Annotated in this window: 15 protein-coding genes; 13 read left to right on the top strand and 2 right to left on the bottom strand. The window is 67.8% G+C overall.

The features are described from left to right. Positions 1-43: 43 nt before the first annotated feature. Positions 44-694 (top strand): TetR/AcrR family transcriptional regulator, encoded by a 651-nt coding sequence (locus ACL58G_RS24125; RefSeq protein WP_440963431.1) that lies wholly within the window; start codon positions 44-46, stop codon positions 692-694. A 344-nt stretch (positions 695-1,038) separates the two neighbouring features. Here the strand turns inward: ACL58G_RS24125 and ACL58G_RS24120 are convergent, their stop codons facing one another. After that, a complete protein-coding gene (locus tag ACL58G_RS24120) occupies positions 1,039-2,706 on the bottom strand; it encodes a sodium:solute symporter family transporter (protein WP_440963430.1) in 1,668 nt (555 codons plus the stop codon). 400 nt (positions 2,707-3,106) lie between these two features. Next, a complete protein-coding gene (locus ACL58G_RS24115; RefSeq protein ID WP_440963429.1) occupies positions 3,107-4,708 on the bottom strand; it encodes a methyl-accepting chemotaxis protein in 1,602 nt (533 codons plus the stop codon). Between the two features lie 209 nt (positions 4,709-4,917). Here ACL58G_RS24115 and ACL58G_RS24110 point away from each other — a divergent pair, with 209 nt between their 5' ends. The 12 genes from ACL58G_RS24110 to ACL58G_RS24055 are packed head-to-tail and all read left to right on the top strand — an operon-like array spanning position 4,918 to position 16,344. Next, complete coding sequence (locus ACL58G_RS24110; RefSeq protein WP_440963428.1) at positions 4,918-5,568, top strand: cytochrome c3 family protein; 651 nt, start codon at positions 4,918-4,920, stop codon at positions 5,566-5,568. Beyond that, the gene (locus ACL58G_RS24105) at positions 5,547-8,321 is read left to right on the top strand and encodes a 4Fe-4S dicluster domain-containing protein (RefSeq protein WP_440963427.1); all 2,775 of its coding nucleotides are present in this window, start codon (positions 5,547-5,549) and stop codon (positions 8,319-8,321) included. Before ACL58G_RS24110 ends, ACL58G_RS24105 begins: the two co-directional genes overlap by 22 nt. Further along, complete coding sequence (nrfD, locus tag ACL58G_RS24100) at positions 8,318-9,682, top strand: NrfD/PsrC family molybdoenzyme membrane anchor subunit (protein ID WP_440963426.1); 1,365 nt, start codon at positions 8,318-8,320, stop codon at positions 9,680-9,682. The genes ACL58G_RS24105 and nrfD overlap by 4 nt, the downstream gene beginning before the upstream one ends. Further along, positions 9,679-10,215, top strand: a complete 537-nt coding sequence (locus ACL58G_RS24095) for a DUF3341 domain-containing protein (RefSeq protein ID WP_440963425.1) — start codon at positions 9,679-9,681, stop codon at positions 10,213-10,215. Before nrfD ends, ACL58G_RS24095 begins: the two co-directional genes overlap by 4 nt. After that, entirely contained in the window at positions 10,212-10,808 is a 597-nt protein-coding gene (locus tag ACL58G_RS24090) for a c-type cytochrome (protein ID WP_440963424.1), read from the top strand. Before ACL58G_RS24095 ends, ACL58G_RS24090 begins: the two co-directional genes overlap by 4 nt. Then, a complete protein-coding gene (locus tag ACL58G_RS24085) occupies positions 10,805-11,812 on the top strand; it encodes a hypothetical protein (protein ID WP_440963423.1) in 1,008 nt (335 codons plus the stop codon). Before ACL58G_RS24090 ends, ACL58G_RS24085 begins: the two co-directional genes overlap by 4 nt. Then, a complete protein-coding gene (locus ACL58G_RS24080; protein ID WP_440963422.1) occupies positions 11,805-12,125 on the top strand; it encodes a hypothetical protein in 321 nt (106 codons plus the stop codon). Before ACL58G_RS24085 ends, ACL58G_RS24080 begins: the two co-directional genes overlap by 8 nt. Continuing rightward, positions 12,122-12,877: an SCO family protein gene (locus ACL58G_RS24075; RefSeq protein WP_440963421.1), complete on the top strand. Its 756-nt coding sequence runs from the start codon at positions 12,122-12,124 to the stop codon at positions 12,875-12,877. The genes ACL58G_RS24080 and ACL58G_RS24075 overlap by 4 nt, the downstream gene beginning before the upstream one ends. Then, positions 12,867-13,817 carry a cytochrome c oxidase subunit II gene (coxB, locus tag ACL58G_RS24070; protein WP_413388054.1) on the top strand — a complete coding sequence of 317 codons (951 nt, stop codon included), beginning with the start codon at positions 12,867-12,869 and terminating at the stop codon, positions 13,815-13,817. The genes ACL58G_RS24075 and coxB overlap by 11 nt, the downstream gene beginning before the upstream one ends. After that, on the top strand, positions 13,792-15,375 hold the full coding sequence (gene ctaD, locus ACL58G_RS24065; RefSeq protein WP_413388055.1) for a cytochrome c oxidase subunit I: 1,584 nt from the start codon (positions 13,792-13,794) through the stop codon (positions 15,373-15,375). The genes coxB and ctaD overlap by 26 nt, the downstream gene beginning before the upstream one ends. Beyond that, positions 15,372-16,016 carry a cytochrome c oxidase subunit 3 gene (locus ACL58G_RS24060; protein ID WP_440963420.1) on the top strand — a complete coding sequence of 215 codons (645 nt, stop codon included), beginning with the start codon at positions 15,372-15,374 and terminating at the stop codon, positions 16,014-16,016. The genes ctaD and ACL58G_RS24060 overlap by 4 nt, the downstream gene beginning before the upstream one ends. A gap of 1 nt (position 16,017) precedes the next feature. After that, positions 16,018-16,344, top strand: a complete 327-nt coding sequence (locus ACL58G_RS24055; RefSeq protein WP_440963419.1) for a cytochrome C oxidase subunit IV family protein — start codon at positions 16,018-16,020, stop codon at positions 16,342-16,344. The last annotated feature ends 82 nt before the right edge of the window (positions 16,345-16,426 follow it).

The following is a 16,426-nucleotide window of genomic DNA, read 5'->3' as shown; positions in this document are numbered from 1 at the left end:
TCTTAGATCGTGAATTAAGATACTGTCAAGTACTGGAAACGACGTGAACGAAAAAAAGCACGGGCGCCGCGGCCGTCCCGCCAACGAAGCACTTGGCCAAACGATAGTCAGCGCTGCAAACGAACTCTTTGTGGAGCTGGGGTTTCAAGCGACGACAATGGACAAGGTCGCCCAGCGGGCGAAGATATCCAAGCTGAGCATCTATCGGCATTTCGACAACAAGGAGGCGCTGTTCAGCGCGGCTATCACGGCCGGCTGCCATCGGTTGTTTGCACCACAGGCCGTTCTTGAAGGCGTCGACGGTTCGGTCGAAGATCGGCTGATGGCGGTGGGATCATCCCTGCTCCGCACGCTGTTGAGACCAGACGTCCGCAGTGTCGAAGCCATGGTCATGGCCGACAAGACGAATCAAAGCTCGTTAAGCAGGCTCCATTACGAAGCCGGCCCCGCCCATGTCATTGCCCAAATCGAGGCCCTGTTGCGTCAGTTGCACGCGAAGGCGCTTCTGAACGTGCCCGATCCTCGCGGGTCCGCCCGCCTGTTTGCCGCGCTTTTCAAAGGATCCGATCTCCTGATGATCGTACGCTTCGATCAGGCGAGGGCAGCGGACGACAACGAAATCGAATCCTACTGCCGTTCGGCCGTCACCATGTTCATCGCCGCGCACGGTGGCAACGACCACGCAGGCGGATGACCGAAGGTAGCTGGTCGGCGGTGCCGAATGGCAGGCATGGCTGCAAGTTGGATTCCTCTTTGCCGCCCGGGTGTCGGAAAGCGCCGGCATATGTTGAACTCGCCCAAGTCCTTGATAAACCTGTTATATCGGGCCTTGGCGTAGTCCAGCGCAGTTCGGTGCTGGAGTCTTCCTGAAATAAAAAAAGGCAGCCCGCAGGCTGCCTTCGTATCGCTGGCGCTTGGTGGGCTCGGGGAGCCCACCCTACGTCATCGCTGTAGAGTGGGCACCCCGTGCCCACGATTGCATATCACCACCACATGCCGTAGGCTGTAGAGTGGGCACCCCGTGCCCACGATTGCATATCACCACCACATGCCGTAGATCGTGGCCAGCACTACGCAGATGACGGCCGAGCCGAGGGCGAACGCGCCGTCGACCTTGAACAGCTTGGTGTCGACGATCAGTCCCTTCACCTTGCCGCGGGCGAACACCGTGCTGAGCAGGACCATGCCGGCGACCACCAGCCAGAACACGATGAACATGCGGTCCAGGAACGGGATCTCATACACGCCCGAGCCGTTGTCGTGGGCGAAGCCGATCGGGGCGAGGAAGGACAGGTCCATCATCCCCGGCAGGAACTTCAGGATGATCGAGAACACGAGACCGCCCACGGTCGCGAACATCGCGGCGCTGGACGTGGTCTTTTTCCAGAAGAAGCCCAGCAGGAACATGGCCAGGATGCCCGGCGAGACGAAGCCCGTGTATTCCTGGATGTACTGGAAACCGCCCTTCTTGTCGATGCCCATCAGCGGGGCGATCAGCACGGCCAGCAGCATCGACACGACGACGGTCATGCGGCCGATCCACACCATCTTCTGCTCGGTGACGTTCGGGTGCAGGCGTTTTTGATAGATGTCGAGCGTGAAGATCGTGGCGATCGAGTTGGCCTTGCCGGCCAGCGATGCGACGACGGCGGCGGTCAGTGCCGCGAACGCGATGCCTTTCAGGCCCGACGGCAGCAGTGCCAGCAGGGTGGGGTAGGCGCGGTCCGGATTCAGTTCGCCGCCGACGCGCATCGCGTCGCCCAGCGCGCCGGAACGGTCCAGCGCGAACGCGGCGATACCCGGCATGACGACGATGACCGGCATCAGCAGTTTCAGGAACGCGGCGAACAGCAGGCCTTTGCGGGCCGTCGGCAGGTCGGCGCCGAGCGCGCGCTGCGTGATGTACTGGTTGCAGCCCCAGTAGTTCAGGTTCACGATCCACATGCCGCCGATCAGCGTGGACAGGCCCGGCAGGTCCATGTAGTTCGGGTTGTCGCGGCCCAGCACCATTTCGAAGTGGTCGCGGGTCGAGTTGTACAAGGTCGAGAAGCCTTGCAGCGCGCCGTGGCCGTTGCCCAGTTTGGCGACGAGGTCCAGGGCCAGCCACGTGGTCACGAGGCCGCCGATGACGAGGCAGGTCACCTGGATGACGTCCGTGTAGCCGATGACCTTCATGCCGCCCAGCGTGATGATGGCGGCGAAGACGGCGAGGAACAGCATGCAGGGCAGCACGCCGATGCCGGTGACGCTGCCGATGGCCAGCGCGCCCAGGTACAGGATCGAGGTCAGGTTGACGACGACGTACAGGCCGAGCCAGAACAGGGCCATCGTCGTGGCGACGGCCTTGCCGTAGCGCTGTTCGAGGAACTGCGGCATCGTGTAGATGTGGTTCTTCAGGTAGACCGGCATGAAGAACACGGCGACGATGACGAGCGTGGCGGCGGCCATCAGTTCGTACACGGCGATGGCCATGCCGATGCGGAAGCCCGAACCGCTCATGCCGATGAACTGCTCGGCGGAGATGTTCGAGGCGATCAGCGAGGCGCCGATGGCCCACCACGTGAGCGAGCCTTCGGCCAGGAAGTAGTCGTGCGAGGCGGAGGTGTTGGCGCTCTTCTTGCGGCGGTAGACCCACAGGCCGTAGCCTGCGACGACGACGAAGTAGAACAGGAAGACAATGGTGTCCAGGCGGGAAATCAGGTTCATGAGCGTTGTCTCGAATGACGGACAGTGCTCGAACGAGGCACCATCCGCTGGTTGTTATATCGTCCGCCGGAACCGGCGACGCCGGCTCCGAGCTTCCAATCTACAAGAGATTATCGGAAACGCTCAAGAAATGCTATTCCGAAAAGTCCTTTTTACGCACTTTTATAACACAATTTGTTTGCGCAAACATCGCGTAGGGTGGGCACCCTGTGCCCACGCGTGACGTTTGCCATGTGTTGGCGTAACGCGTGACGTTCGCCGTGTTGGCGTAACGCGTGACGTTCGCCATGAGTTGGCGTAAACGCGTGGGCTCGTTTCATTTGAGGCCCCCGGCCTCAAATGCCCGCCCTACGGTGTCTTGAGGGAGGGTTTCGAGGTGTGAACAGACACAGCATGAATGTCAGCCGACGACGAGCGCCCGGCTGCCGGACGAACGGCGCGCGGCCTCGTCCAGCTTGAACACGCTGACGAGATGGTCGAGCGCCTCGGCCTGTTCGTGCAGGCTCTGGGCCGCCGTCGCGGCTTCCTCGACGAGGCCGGCGTTCTGCTGGGTGACGGTGTCCATCTGCGAGACGGCCTTGTTCACCTGCTCGATGCCCGCACGCTGTTCGCGGCCGGCGTGGCTGATCTCGACCATCAGCTCGTGCATCTGCTGCACGGTCCGCAGCACTTCGCGCATCGTGGCTCCGGCTTCGGAGACGAGACCCGCGCCCGCTTCGACCTGCTGGACGGAGGCGCCGATCAACTCCTTGATTTCCTTGGCGGCGGCGGCCGAACGCTGGGCCAGCGTGCGCACTTCGCCCGCCACGACGGCGAAGCCGCGGCCCTGTTCGCCGGCGCGCGCCGCTTCCACGGCCGCGTTCAGCGCGAGGATATTGGTCTGGAAGGCGATGCCGTCGATGACGGCGATGATGTCGACGATCTTCTGCGACGACGCGTGGATCGATCCCATCGTGTCGACGACGCGCGCGACGGCCGTGCTGCCCTGCTGGGCGACGCCGGCGGCCGTGTCGGCGAGGGTGTTGGCCTGGTTCGCGTGTTCCGCGTTGTTGCGCACGGTCGCGGTCAGTTCTTCCATCGAGGCGGCCGTCTGCTGCAGGGCGCTGGCCTGCTGCTCGGTGCGCGAGGACAGGTCCAGGTTACCGGCCGCGATCTGCGTGGAGGCGCTGGAGATCGTGCCGGTCGCGGCGCGCACGTTGCCGACGATGTGGGCCAGGTTGCCCTGCATCGCCTTCATCGCGGCGAGCAGGCTGGATTGGTCGCCGGGGCGGGTCTGCACGTCCATCGACAGGTCGCCGGCCGCGATGTGCTTGACGATGTCGGTCGCGTAGTCCGGCTCGCCGCCCAGGCGGCGCATCAGCCAGCGCGTGAGCAGCGTGGCGCCGGCTGCGCCCAGCAGCACGCAGCCGCAGACGAGCGACACGATCAGCACGCGCGATGACGCGTAGCGGCGCGAACCATCGAGCGCGGCGGCGCGGCCGCCTGCCGTGTAGTTGTCGACGGCCTTGTCGACGTTGGCGCGGATGGCGACGATCAGCTTGTTCGATTCGCCGCGGATCAGCGACTTGGCCAGGGCGCCGTCGTTCTGGCGCGCGGCGGCGCGGACCTTGGCGTCTTCCGCCATGTAGCGCTGCCACAGGCCGAGGAATTCCGCGTAGCTCTGCTGTTCTTCCGGCGATTCGAGCAGCTTGACGTAGTCGTCCTGCATGCGCCGCAAGTCTTCGAGGTCTTGCGCGATCACCTTGTCGTATTTGTCCATCTCGGCCGGATCGCTCGAGATAATGTATTGCAGCTCGCGCGTGCGGATGCGGGCGACCTGCGACTTGATGTCTTCGATGACGCGGATCCCCGGCATCCAGTGCCCGGACAGGCGCAGCGACGTGTCGTTGACCTTCGCCAGTTGATGGATCGAGATGGCGCCGACCAGCACGGTGAGTGCGAGGACGGCGGCGAACGTAATGCCCAGCTTGCTCGCCAGGCGTAGACGGTTGAACCAGTTCATCGGCATTTCTTCACGATAAGGTTTCCACAAACCAACGATGATAACCGACATTCAATGTTGAAGTCATGCAATGTAGTTATACGTATATTCCACAATCGAAATAGTTTGCTACAAATGTTTGCTTCCCAGCGGTAACGTGCGGAGTGTTGCAGGATCGACAGCCTATACTGCGTTCGTGTGTTCCGGATCCACTACCGTTCTCATGCACGATGACGCCACCGTTCTCCCGTTCCGCAGTCCTGCTCGTCAAGCTGATCCTGCTGGGTCTGCTGGTCGGGCTCGCAACGTGGATCGCGCTGGCCCGCTGGACCATGTCGCCGCGTAACGTGACCTTCGCCCCCGTCGCCCAGCCGATTCCGTTCAGCCACAAGCACCACGTGGCCGACGACGGCATCGATTGCCGCTACTGCCACACGTCGGTGGAGAACTCGGCCACGGCCGGGATGCCGTCGACGTCGGTCTGCCTCAGCTGCCATTCGCAGCTGTTCGTGGATTCGCCGCTGCTTGCGCCGCTGCACGAAAGCGCACGCACGGGCAAGCCGCTCCACTGGGTGCGCGTGCACGACTTGCCGGACTTCGTCTATTTCGAACACGACATCCACGTGGCCAAGGGCGTTGCCTGCATCGAGTGCCACGGGCGCGTGGACCAGATGCCCATCACGTGGCGCACGGCCTCGCTGGAGATGCAGTGGTGCCTGCGCTGCCACCGCGACGCGCCCAACCACGTGCGGCCGCTGAACCAGGTGCTGTCGATGGCGCCGCAAAAGCCGCTCAGCGCGGACGAGATCCGCCAGCTGAACCGCCTGTACCACCTGCGCGATGCGCAGGCGCTCACCAATTGTTCGACCTGCCACCGATGAAGACGCATCCGCTCATTCCGATTGCCCAGGACGAACCGGCACGGCGCCGCTTCCTGAAGCTGATGGCCGCATCGGCCGCGCTGGCGGGCGCCGGGTGCAGCGGGCCGCCGGCCGAAACCATCGTCCCGTACGCGACGATGCCGGAGCAGGGCGTGCCGGGCCTGCCCATGTTTTACGCGACCGCGTTCGTGCGCAACGGGCTCGCGCACGGCGTGCTCGTGGAATCGAACATGGGGCGGCCGACGAAGGTCGAGGGCAATCCGGACCATCCGGTGAGCGCGGGCGCCACCGACGTGTTCGCGCAGGCGTCCATCCTGCAGTTGTGGGACCCGGACCGGTCGCAGGCCGTGTTCCGCGGCGACGAGATGGCGACGTGGGGCGCGTTCGAGGCGGCGCTGCAGGCACGCCGGCCCCGCTTCGAGCAGGACGGCGGCGCGGGATTGCGCATCCTGACGGGCACCGTCACGTCGCCCACGCTGGCGGCGCAGATCGCGGCGCTGCAGCAGCGGCTGCCGAACCTGCGCTGGCATGCGTGGGACCCGCTGCACGACGACGGTGCCGCGCACGCGGCGCAACTGGCGTTCGGCCGGCCGCTCGACCCGGTGTACCGGCTCGACGAGGCGCAGGTCGTGCTCGCGCTGGATGCCGATTTGTTCGGCACGCTGCCCGGCAGCCTGGCGCATGCGCGGGCGTTCACGGCGCCGCGCCGGCTGGGAGCAGCGCCGGACGCGAACCGCCTGTACGTGCTGGAAGCGACGCCCACGTTGACCGGCGCGTATGCCGACGCGCGCCTCGCGCGGGCGCCGCACGAGATCGAGGCCGCGCTGATGCGCATCGCGTCCAGGCTGGGCGTGGGCGCCGACCCGGGCCGCGCCGCCGATGCGGCGCTGGACCGGTGGGAGGCGGCGGTGGCGCAGGCGCTGGACGGTGCGCGCGGCGCGGCACTGGTCGTCGCCGGCCCGAACGTGAGCCCGGCCGGCCGCGCGCTTGCATATGCGCTGACCCAGCGCCTGAACGGTCCGCTCGCCTTCATCGAGCCGGTCGAGCGCAGCCCGCTGGACCACGGCGCGTCGATCGCCGCGCTGGCCGGCGACCTGCGCGCCGGCCGCGTCGACACCTTGCTCATGCTGGACGCGAATCCGGCCTACGATGCGCCCGCGGACCTCGATTTCGCCGCGCTGCTGCGGCGGGTGCCGCTCTCCGCCCACCTGGGCCTGTACCGCGACGAGACCGCGCGCGCGGCCGGCTGGCACCTGCCGATGGCGCACTGCTACGAGGCGTGGAGCGATGCGCGGGCGCACGACGGCACGGCGAGCATCGTGCAACCGCTGATCGCGCCGCTGTACGGCGGCCGCTCCGCGCACGAGATCCTCGCGCTGCTGGCCGGCGCGGAGACGAGAAACGGCCACGCGCTCGTGCGCGCGACGTGGGGCGGCGCGGACGCGGCGTGGCGCGACAGCCTGCGCCGGGGCAGCGTCGCCGGGAGCGCCGCGCGGCCCGTGTCCGTGCCCGCCGCGCGTCCGCCCGGACCCATGCCCGTGCCGGCCGCGCCGCCGCTCGTCGCCCTGTTCGCGCCCGACCCGGCCGTGGATGGCGGCGCCTTCGCCAACAACGCGTGGCTGCAGGAGTTGCCGCGGCCCCTCACGTCGCTCACGTGGGACAACGCGGCGCTGATCGGCCCGGCGACGGCGCAGCGCCTGGGCCTCGCCGACGGCGCCGTCGCGCGGCTGCGCGTGGACGGGCGGACGGTGGATGCGCCGGTGCTCGTCGTGGCGGGGCAGGCCGAGGGCGTCGTCACGCTGCCGCTGGGGTATGGCCGGCGCGCGGCGGGCGGCGTCGGGGAGGGCGTCGGCTTCGACGCGTACCGGCTGCGCACCCGCGTTTCCCTGCCCGCGCTGACGGTCGAGCGCACGGGCCGCACGCACGATCTCGTGTTCCGCCAGAAGGAAGTCGACATGCAGGGCCGCAGTCCGGTTCAAGTTCGCGTCCACGTGCGCGAACTGGCACGCGAACGGCCGGAGCAGGCGTCGATGTATCCCGAACGCGAATACAAGGACTACAAATGGGGCATGGCGATCGACCTGAATGCGTGCATCGGCTGCGCATCGTGCACGATCGCGTGCCAGGCCGAGAACAACATCCCCGTCGTCGGCAAGGAGGAAGTGGCGCGGGGCCGCAGCATGCACTGGATCCGCGTCGACCGCTACGTGGCCGGCCCGCGCACCCTGTTCCAGCCCGTGCCGTGCATGCATTGCGAGCACGCGCCGTGCGAGGAAGTGTGCCCGGTCGGCGCCACGATGCACGACAGCGAAGGCCTCAACGTGCAGGTCTACAACCGCTGCATCGGCACGCGCTTCTGCTCCAACAACTGCCCGTACAAGGTCCGGCGCTTCAATTTCCTGCAGTACGCGAACCAAAAAGTGGAAAGCCTGAAGGCGCTGCAGAATCCCGAGGTGACGGTGCGCCGGCGCGGCGTGATGGAGAAATGCAGCTACTGCCTGCAGCGGATCACCCGCGCCCGCATCGAGGCCGAGAAGGCGGGACGGCGCATCCGCGACGGCGAGATGGTCACCGCGTGCCAGGCCGTGTGCCCCACGCGCGCGATCCGCTTTGGCGATCTGAACGACCCCGCCAGCGACGTCGTCGCGGCGAAGGCGTCGCCGCTCGATTACCACCTGCTGGAAGAACTCAACACGCGCCCGCGCACGAGTTACCTCAGGCGCGTGCTGAACCCCGATCCGGAGCTGGAATGAGTACCCCGGAGAATACCGACGTGCTGCGCCCCGGCTGGGGCTATGCGAGCGTCACGGACAAGATCGCGGGCATCGTCCTCACGGGCCATTTCGGCTGGCGCTGGTGGACGGCGTTCCTCGTCGCGTCCGCAGGCGTGTGCGCGCTGCTGGTCGCCGTTTCCTGGCTGCTCGTGAAGGGGATCGGCATCTGGGGCGTCGACATTCCCGTCGCGTGGGGCTTCGCCATCGGTAACTTCGTGTGGTGGATCGGGATCGGCCATGCCGGTACCTTCATCTCCGCCGTGCTCCTGCTGCTGCGCCAGAAGTGGCGGACGTCGATCAACCGCTTCGCCGAGGCGATGACGCTGTTCGCGGCGGGCATCGCGGGCCTGTTCCCGATCCTGCACCTGGGCCGGCCGTGGTTCTTCTACTGGCTCGTGCCTTATCCGAACGTGATGAACGTGTGGCCGCAGTGGCGCAGCCCCCTGGTCTGGGACTTCTTCGCCATCGCGACCTACCTGACCGTGTCGCTGCTGTTCTGGTACGTGGGCCTGATCCCGGACCTCGCCACCCTGCGCGACCGCGCCGGCCAGCGCGGCCAAAGGAAAAGCCAGATCGCGTACGGCCTGCTGGCGCTGGGCTGGCGCGGCGAGGCGCGCCACTGGGCGCGCTACGAATGGGCATATTTGCTGCTGGCGGGGCTGGCGACGCCGCTCGTCGTGTCGGTGCACACGATCGTGTCGCTCGACTTCGCCGTCGGGAACACGCCCGGCTACCACTCGACGATCTTCCCGCCATACTTCGTCGCCGGCGCGCTGTTCTCCGGCTTCGCGATGGTGCTGACGCTCGCGATCCCGCTGCGCGCCGCGTTCGGCCTGCAGGATTTCATCACGGGCCGGCATCTCGCCAACGCGGCCAAGGTGCTGCTGGCCACGTGCTGGCTCGTGAGCTACGGCTACCTCGCGGAGATCTTCACGTCGTTCTACAGCGGCGACATCTACGAGCGCTACATGACGGTCAACCGTTTCACGGGGCCGTACGGTCCCGTGTATCTGGCCATGCTGGCCTGTAACGTGCTGGTGCCGCAGCTGTTCTGGTTCCGGCGCGTACGTCACAGCGCGGCGCTGCTGTTCGTGCTGAGCCTCGTCATCAACTGCGGCATGTGGATGGAGCGCTTCCTCATCGTCGTCACGTCGCTGCACCGCGACTTCCTGCCGTCCGCGTGGGGCATGTTCTATCCGACGCGCTGGGACTGGATCACGCTGTTCGGTTCCATCGCGCTGTTCGTCTGGCTGTTCCTGCTGTTCGTGCGCTTCCTGCCGCTGATCTCGATCGCGGAGATGCGCGAGCTGGTACGCGAATCGGCGAAGGGGGAGGCATGAGCGGACCGGGCGTGTACGGCCTGCTGGCCGAGTTTCCCAGCGCGGACGCCCTGTGCGCGGCCGCGCGCCATGCGCGCGCGAACGGCTACACGCGCGTGGAGGCCTATTCGCCGTTCGCGATCGAAGGTCTGGACGACATCGTCGGCGCCGACAAGGGCTGGATCGCGCCGCTCACGCTGCTGGGCGGGATCCTCGGCGGGGCCGGGACGTACTTCCTGCAATGGTATGCGGCCGTCGTCGACTACCCGATCAACATCGGCGGCCGGCCGCTGCACAGCTGGCCCGCGTTCATTCCGGCCACGTTCGAGATCACGATCCTCGGCGCGGCCGTGGCGGCCGTGCTCGCGATGCTCGTGCTGAACGGATTGCCGCGGCTGTACCATCCGCTGTTCGAGGTCGAGGAATTCGAACTGGCGAGCCGCAACCGCTTCTTCCTGTGCCTGCCCGCGCGCGATCCCGTATTCGCGCCCGGCCCGGCGCGCGACCTGCTGGAGGAACTGCAGCCGCTGCTGCTGCGTGAGGTGCCGGCATGAAGCGTATCGTGTTCGCCCTGTCGTTGTGTGCCCTGGCCGGCTGCGAAGGCGCGAAGCAGGACATGTACGACCAGCCGCGCTATAAAACGTACGCGCCGAGCGCGCTGTTCGAGGACGGCGCGTCCGTACGGCAGCCCGTCGCCGGCACGGAACCGCGTGCGCGGGGCGCGTTCGCCGACAGTTCCGGCGGCCGCGCGGGCACGGACCTCGTGCGGCGCGACGCGCTGGCGGAAGACGCGCAGACGAACCCGTATCCCGTCGACATGGCCCTGCTGAAGCGCGGCCACGACCGCTACATGATCTATTGCATGCCTTGCCACAGCCCGGCCGGCGACGGCGATGGCCTCGTCGTGCGGCGCGGCTTCCCGGCGCCGCCGACGTATCACCAGGACCGCCTGCGCAATGCGCCCGACCGCCACATCTACGACGTCATCAGGAACGGCTACGGCGTGATGGCGCCGTACGGCGACCGCGTGGAGCCCGCCGACCGCTGGGCCATCGTCGCCTTCATCCGCGCGCTGCAACTGAGCCAGCATGCGGACGCGGCGAGCCTGCCGCCGGACGTGCGCGCGCACCTGGGAGCGCAGCCATGAAGGCGCGCACGCTGGCGGTTCTCGCGCTCGTCGCCGCCGTCGCCGGCTGGCGCCTCGACCTGCGCGCGCTGCTGGCCAGCTATCTCGCCGCGTGGTGGTTCGTCACGGGCGCGCTGCTGGGCGGTCTCGCCAACGTGTGGCTGCACCAGCTGACGGGCGGCGCGTGGGGCGAGACGATCCGCGGCCCGCTGCTGCGTGCGGCGCGCTGGCTGCCGCTCGCGTGCATCCTGTTCCTGCCCGTGCTGCTGGGCGCACCGCTGCTGTATCCGTGGCAGCACGGCGTGCAGGACGGCGCATTCCGCCAGATGTGGCTGAGTCCCGTCTTCTTCACGATCCGCAGCATCGGCTATCTGCTGCTGTGGTGCGGACTTGCCATCGTCGAGACGCGTGCCCGCACGCGGTCGCCTTTGCGCGCGGCCCTGTGCCTGGTCGCCTACGGCTTCTCCGTGAGTCTCGCGGCCGTCGACTGGATCATGTCGCTGCAGCCCGAGTGGTATTCCAGCGTGTTCGGCTGGCTGGCGGGCACGGGCCAGATGCTGACGGGGCTGGCGCTGGCCGTGCTGCTGATCGACCGCGGCGCCGCGCGCAAGCGCCTGCCCGACCTCGGCAACCTGCTCATGATGTACGTGCTGACGTGGGCCTACCTCGCGTACGTGCAATTCCTGATTATCTGGGCCGCGGACCTGCCGCACGAAATCGCGTGGTACCTGCGCCGCGGCGCGCCCGGCTGGCAGGCCGTCGCGTGGGTGCTCGTCGTCGGCCACTTCGCCGGGCCGCTGTGCATCCTGCTGTCGCGCCACGCGAAGACGGCGCCCGCGCTGATGGGCGTGCTGGCCGCCGCGCTGCTGGCGGCTCACCTGCTGGACTGCTGGTGGCTCGTGCTGCCGTCCGTCGAGCATTTGACGCGCCACTGGCTGTGGCTCGCGCCACTCGTCGCGGCCTGGTTCGGACTGGCGGCGTGGCTCGCGCTGGACAGGACGAGGAAGGAGAGTGTCCATGCCTGACTACACGGGCGGCGATCTCGATCTGCGCGGCCTGCGCATCGGCGCCTGCATCATCGTGGCCGGCATCGCCTGTGCGCTCGGCGCGGCCGCGCTGATGCTGCGCGAGCAGGCTGCGGCCGCGAACACGCCGCCTCACGCATTCGCCGGCAAGGCGCCGCTGCTGCAGCCGGCCCCGCAGCCGGACCGCGCCGCCTACTTCGAGGAGAAGCGCCGCGCGACGGGCAGCTACGGCTGGGTCGACCGCGAAGCCGGCATCGCCCGGATTCCGCTGGACGAGGCCATGAAGCTGATGGCGGCGCAGGGGGCAAGATGATCGCCGCACTCGCCTTCCTGCTGATGCTGGCCGGCGGTCCGGCCGCCGCGCAGGCCCTGCAACTGCCGCCGCCCCCGGCCGCGCGCTTCGATCCCGTGCCCGGCACCCGGCTGCCGCTCGACGCCGTGCTGCGCGACGATGCCGGGCAACCCGTCCGGCTGGCCGCGTTGTTCGACCGTCCGGTGGTGCTGGTGCCCGGCTATTACACGTGCCCGAACCTGTGCAGCACGGTGTTCGAAGGCGTGCTGCAGGCGCTCGCGCTGTCCGGGCTCGCGGCCGGGGACTATCGCCTCGTCGGCCTCTCCATCGATCCGCGCGACGGCGCCGCCGCGGCCACGGAGAGAAAGCGCGCGTATGCCGCGCTGCTGCCCGGCGGCGCGCGCGATCTCGCGCTGCTGACTGGCGACGCGCAAACGCTGGCGCGGCTGGAGAACGCCCTCGGCTACCGTTCCGTGGCGGACAAGGACACGGGCGAGCTGGCCCACGCGGCCGGCTTCGTCGTGCTGGACGCCGACGGCCGCATCGCGCGCGCCTTCTCCGGCGTGCGCTTCGATCCGGCCGCGCTGCGCGCCGCGGTCAGGACACCGACGCCCTCGTTCGGCGAGCAGGTGCTGATGCTGTGCGCGCACTTCGCGCCCACGTCCGGCCGCCACACGGCGGGTGCGCTGGCGTTCGTGCGCGCAGGCGTGCTGCTGTTGCCGTTGCTGTTCCTGGGCTGGCTGTGGCGGCGGGGAGGGCGGCGTGCGTCCTGAATTCCACCTGCTCCCGGCGGACGCCGCCGTCTCCGCCACGCGCCTGGACAGCCTCGCGCTGTGCCTGCTGTTGCTGTGCGGTGCCGTCGCGCTGGTGCTGTTCGTGCTGATGGTCGGCTTCTCGATCCGCTACCGGGCCGGTTCCGGCGCGGACCGCACGCACGTGCCGAAGAAGGGACTGCCCGTCGAAATCGCGTGGACCGTGATCCCGCTGCTGCTGTTCCTCGGGATCTATGCGTGGGGCGCGATCGACTACCTGAAGCTGTACCAGGCCCCCAGCAACGCGATGCCCGTGTTCGTCGTCGCGAAGCAGTGGATGTGGGAGGCGGAGCACCGCAACGGCCGCAGGGAAAAGGGCGAGCTGCACCTGCCGCTGGGCCGGCCGATCCGCATGGTGATGACGTCGCAGGACGTGATCCACAGCTTCTTCGTCCCGGACTTCCGGGTGAAGCAGGACGTCGTCCCGGGCCGCTACACGTCCATCGTGTTCACGCCCAGCCGCACGGGCGAATACCGGCTGTACTGCGCCGAATACTGCGGCACGGAGCACGCGATGATGCTGGGCCGGATCGTCGTCATGCGGCCGGCGGCGTTCGCGCAGTGGCTGGACGCGGGCCCGCACCAGCCGGGCATGGCGGCGCGCGGCTACGAACTGTATCGCCGCTACGGCTGCAGCGGCTGCCACGACCCGGGATCGAACGTGCACGCGCCCGACCTCACGGGCCTGCTGGGCCGGCGCGTGCATCTCGCGGACGGCCGCGAGCTGACGGCCGACGAGCCGTACGTCCGCGATTCCATCCTCGTGCCCACGAAGGACGTCGTCGCGGGCTACGCGCCCATCATGCCGTCGTTCGCGGGGCAGATCGGCGAGGAAGACATCCTGGCCATCATCGAATACATCAGGGAGAGCGCGCATGACGAGCTACCTCGCGGGCGGTGACAGGCTGGCCGACTGGCTGACGACGCGCGACCACAAGCGCATCGCCGTCCTGTATGCCATCTCCATCACCCTGTTCTTTTTCCTGGGCGGCGTGGCGGCGGCGTTGATCCGCCTGGAGCTGGCGACGCCGCAGGGTGACCTCGTCAGCGACGACACGTACAACAAGCTGTTCACGGCGCACGGCATCATCATGGTGTGGCTGTTCCTGATCCCGTCGATCCCCGCGGTGCTGGGGAATTTCCTGATGCCGCTGATGATCGGCGCGCGCGACCTCGCATTCCCGCGGCTGAATCTCGCGAGCTGGTACCTGTACATGGCGGGCGGCGCGATCGTGCTGTGGGCGCTGCTGGCGGGCGGCGTCGACACCGGCTGGACGTTCTACACGCCGTTCTCGTCGATGTTCTCGAACTCGCACGTCGTCGCGGCGCTGTGCGGGGTGCTGGTGCTCGGGTTCTCGTCGATCCTGACGGGGCTGAACTTCATCGTCAGCGTGCACACGTTGCGCGCGCCGGGCCTCGGGTGGTTCCGCCTGCCGCTGTTCGTGTGGGCGAACTACGCGACGTCGCTGATCCTCGTGCTGGCCACGCCCGTGCTGGCGATGACGCTGGTGCTGGTCGCGATCGAGCGGCTGTTCCAGGTCGGGATCTTCGACCCGGCGCTGGGCGGCGACCCGCTGCTGTTCCAGCACCTGTTCTGGTTTTATTCGCACCCGGCCGTGTACATCATGGTGCTGCCGGCGATGGGCGTCGCCAGCGAGATCATCCCGTGCTTCGCGCGCCGGCCCGTGTTCGGCTACCGCTTCATGGCGTACGCGATCCTCGCCATCGCCGTCATCGGCTTCCTCGTGTGGGGCCACCACATGTTCGTCAGCGGCCAGTCGATGTACGCGGGGATGGTGTTTTCGCTGCTGTCGTTCCTCGTCGCGATCCCGTCCGCGATCAAGGTGTTCAACTGGACGGCCACGCTGTACAAGGGCAGCATCCGCTTTTCCGCGCCGATGCTGTACGCGCTGGGTTTCGTCGGCCTGTTCACGATCGGCGGGCTGACCGGCCTGTTCCTCGCGGCGCTCGCGCTGGACGTGCACCTGTCCGACACCTATTTCGTCGTCGCGCACTTCCACTACATCATGGTGGGCGGCTCCGTGATGGCCTACCTGGGCGGCATCCACTTCTGGTGGCCCAAGGTCACGGGGCGGATGTATTCGGAAACGTGGGGGAGGATCGCGGCCCTCGTGATCTTCGCCGGCTTCAACCTGACGTTCTTCCCGCAATACCTGCTGGGCTATGCGGGCATGCCGCGCCGCTACCACAGCTATCCGGAAGAATTCCAGCTGCTGCACGTGCTGTCGTCCGCGGGCGCCGTCACGCTGGCCATCGGCTACCTGATGCCGCTCGGTTACCTCGCATGGTCGCTGCGCCATGGCGCGCGGGCGCCGGCGAATCCATGGCTGGCCACGGGGCTCGAATGGCAGACGGCGTCGCCGCCGCCCGAACACAATTTCGCGACGCCGCCGGTCGTCGTGCGCGAGCCGTATGCCTACACGCCGGAGGGGCCATGAACGCGCCGGTCCTGGAACCGCAATTCCGCGACCACGCGCAGCAGGACTTCGCGCGCTCGTTCGGCATGTGGGTGTTCCTGTCCAGCGAGCTGCTGTTCTTCGGGCCGCTGCTGTTCGGCTACCTGTATCTGCGCATGCACCACCCGGAAGCGACCGGGATGGCGAGCCGCCACACGGACATGCTGCTGGGGACCGTCAACACGGCCGTCCTGCTGACCAGCAGCTTCTGCATGGCGCTGGCCGGCCACGCGGCGCAAAAAGGGAACGACATGCGGGATCGCCGCCGTGCCGCGCGCCTGCTGGCACTGACGGCGGCGCTGGGCATTGTCTTCCTCGCCATCAAGGGCGTCGAATGGCACCAGGAATTCGACGAGCACCTGTTCCCCGGCGCCGGTTTTCACCCGTCCGACGGCGGGAACCTGGGCACCGTCTACGGCATGGAACTGTTCTTCCTGCTGTACTTCGCCGCGACCGGCCTGCACGCGCTGCACCTGTTCATCGGCGTGTCGGCCTGCCTGTGGCTGATGCGCAGTCCGCGCGCCGACGCCGTGGAACTGGCCGGCCTGTACTGGCACTTCGTCGACGTGGTGTGGATCTTCCTCTACCCGTTGCTGTACCTGACCCTGCGCTCGGGAGGCTGACGTGGACCGGACCGTACGCCCGCTGGTGCTCACGTGGCTCGCGCTGATGGCGCTGCTGGCCACGACGGCCGCCTGCGCGCTGCTGCGCCTGGGCTGGCTGAACACGGCGATCAGCCTCGCGGTGGCGCTGGCGAAGGCATCGCTGGTGGCGTTCGTGTTCATGCGCCTGAAGCGCGCGCCCGCGCTGCTGCGGCTCGCGGCCGTCGCGGGCGCCGTCACGCTCGCGCTGCTGTTCGGGCTCGCGCTGACGGATTACACGACGCGCACGGCACTCAAGGCGCCGTGGCAACAGCCGGCGACGGTGGCGCCGCGGTTGGGGAGCCGGTAAGCGTTGTAAGTAAATTTCCGTATGGCAAATTTAGTTACCTTGAATTAAAATGCCCGGTTGCCGCCATTCGCCCCATTTCCAC

It is taken from the genome of Massilia sp. GER05, assembly GCF_052056005.1.
Lineage (GTDB): Bacteria > Pseudomonadota > Gammaproteobacteria > Burkholderiales > Burkholderiaceae_D > Telluria > Telluria orientalis.
This window is presented reverse-complemented; position numbering and strand designations above follow the sequence as displayed.

What these genes read in the sequence shown, in the direction of transcription:
- ACL58G_RS24120 (WP_440963430.1), bottom strand. Translation starts at nt 2,706, where the DNA reads ATGAACCTGATTTCCCGCCTGGACACCATTGTCTTCCTGTTCTACTTC.
- ACL58G_RS24115 (WP_440963429.1), bottom strand. Translation starts at nt 4,708, where the DNA reads ATGAACTGGTTCAACCGTCTACGCCTGGCGAGCAAGCTGGGCATTACG.
- ACL58G_RS24110 (WP_440963428.1), top strand. Translation starts at nt 4,918, where the DNA reads ATGACGCCACCGTTCTCCCGTTCCGCAGTCCTGCTCGTCAAGCTGATC.
- nrfD (WP_440963426.1), top strand. Translation starts at nt 8,318, where the DNA reads ATGAGTACCCCGGAGAATACCGACGTGCTGCGCCCCGGCTGGGGCTAT.
- ACL58G_RS24095 (WP_440963425.1), top strand. Translation starts at nt 9,679, where the DNA reads ATGAGCGGACCGGGCGTGTACGGCCTGCTGGCCGAGTTTCCCAGCGCG.
- ACL58G_RS24090 (WP_440963424.1), top strand. Translation starts at nt 10,212, where the DNA reads ATGAAGCGTATCGTGTTCGCCCTGTCGTTGTGTGCCCTGGCCGGCTGC.
- ACL58G_RS24085 (WP_440963423.1), top strand. Translation starts at nt 10,805, where the DNA reads ATGAAGGCGCGCACGCTGGCGGTTCTCGCGCTCGTCGCCGCCGTCGCC.
- ACL58G_RS24080 (WP_440963422.1), top strand. Translation starts at nt 11,805, where the DNA reads ATGCCTGACTACACGGGCGGCGATCTCGATCTGCGCGGCCTGCGCATC.
- ACL58G_RS24075 (WP_440963421.1), top strand. Translation starts at nt 12,122, where the DNA reads ATGATCGCCGCACTCGCCTTCCTGCTGATGCTGGCCGGCGGTCCGGCC.
- ctaD (WP_413388055.1), top strand. Translation starts at nt 13,792, where the DNA reads ATGACGAGCTACCTCGCGGGCGGTGACAGGCTGGCCGACTGGCTGACG.
- ACL58G_RS24060 (WP_440963420.1), top strand. Translation starts at nt 15,372, where the DNA reads ATGAACGCGCCGGTCCTGGAACCGCAATTCCGCGACCACGCGCAGCAG.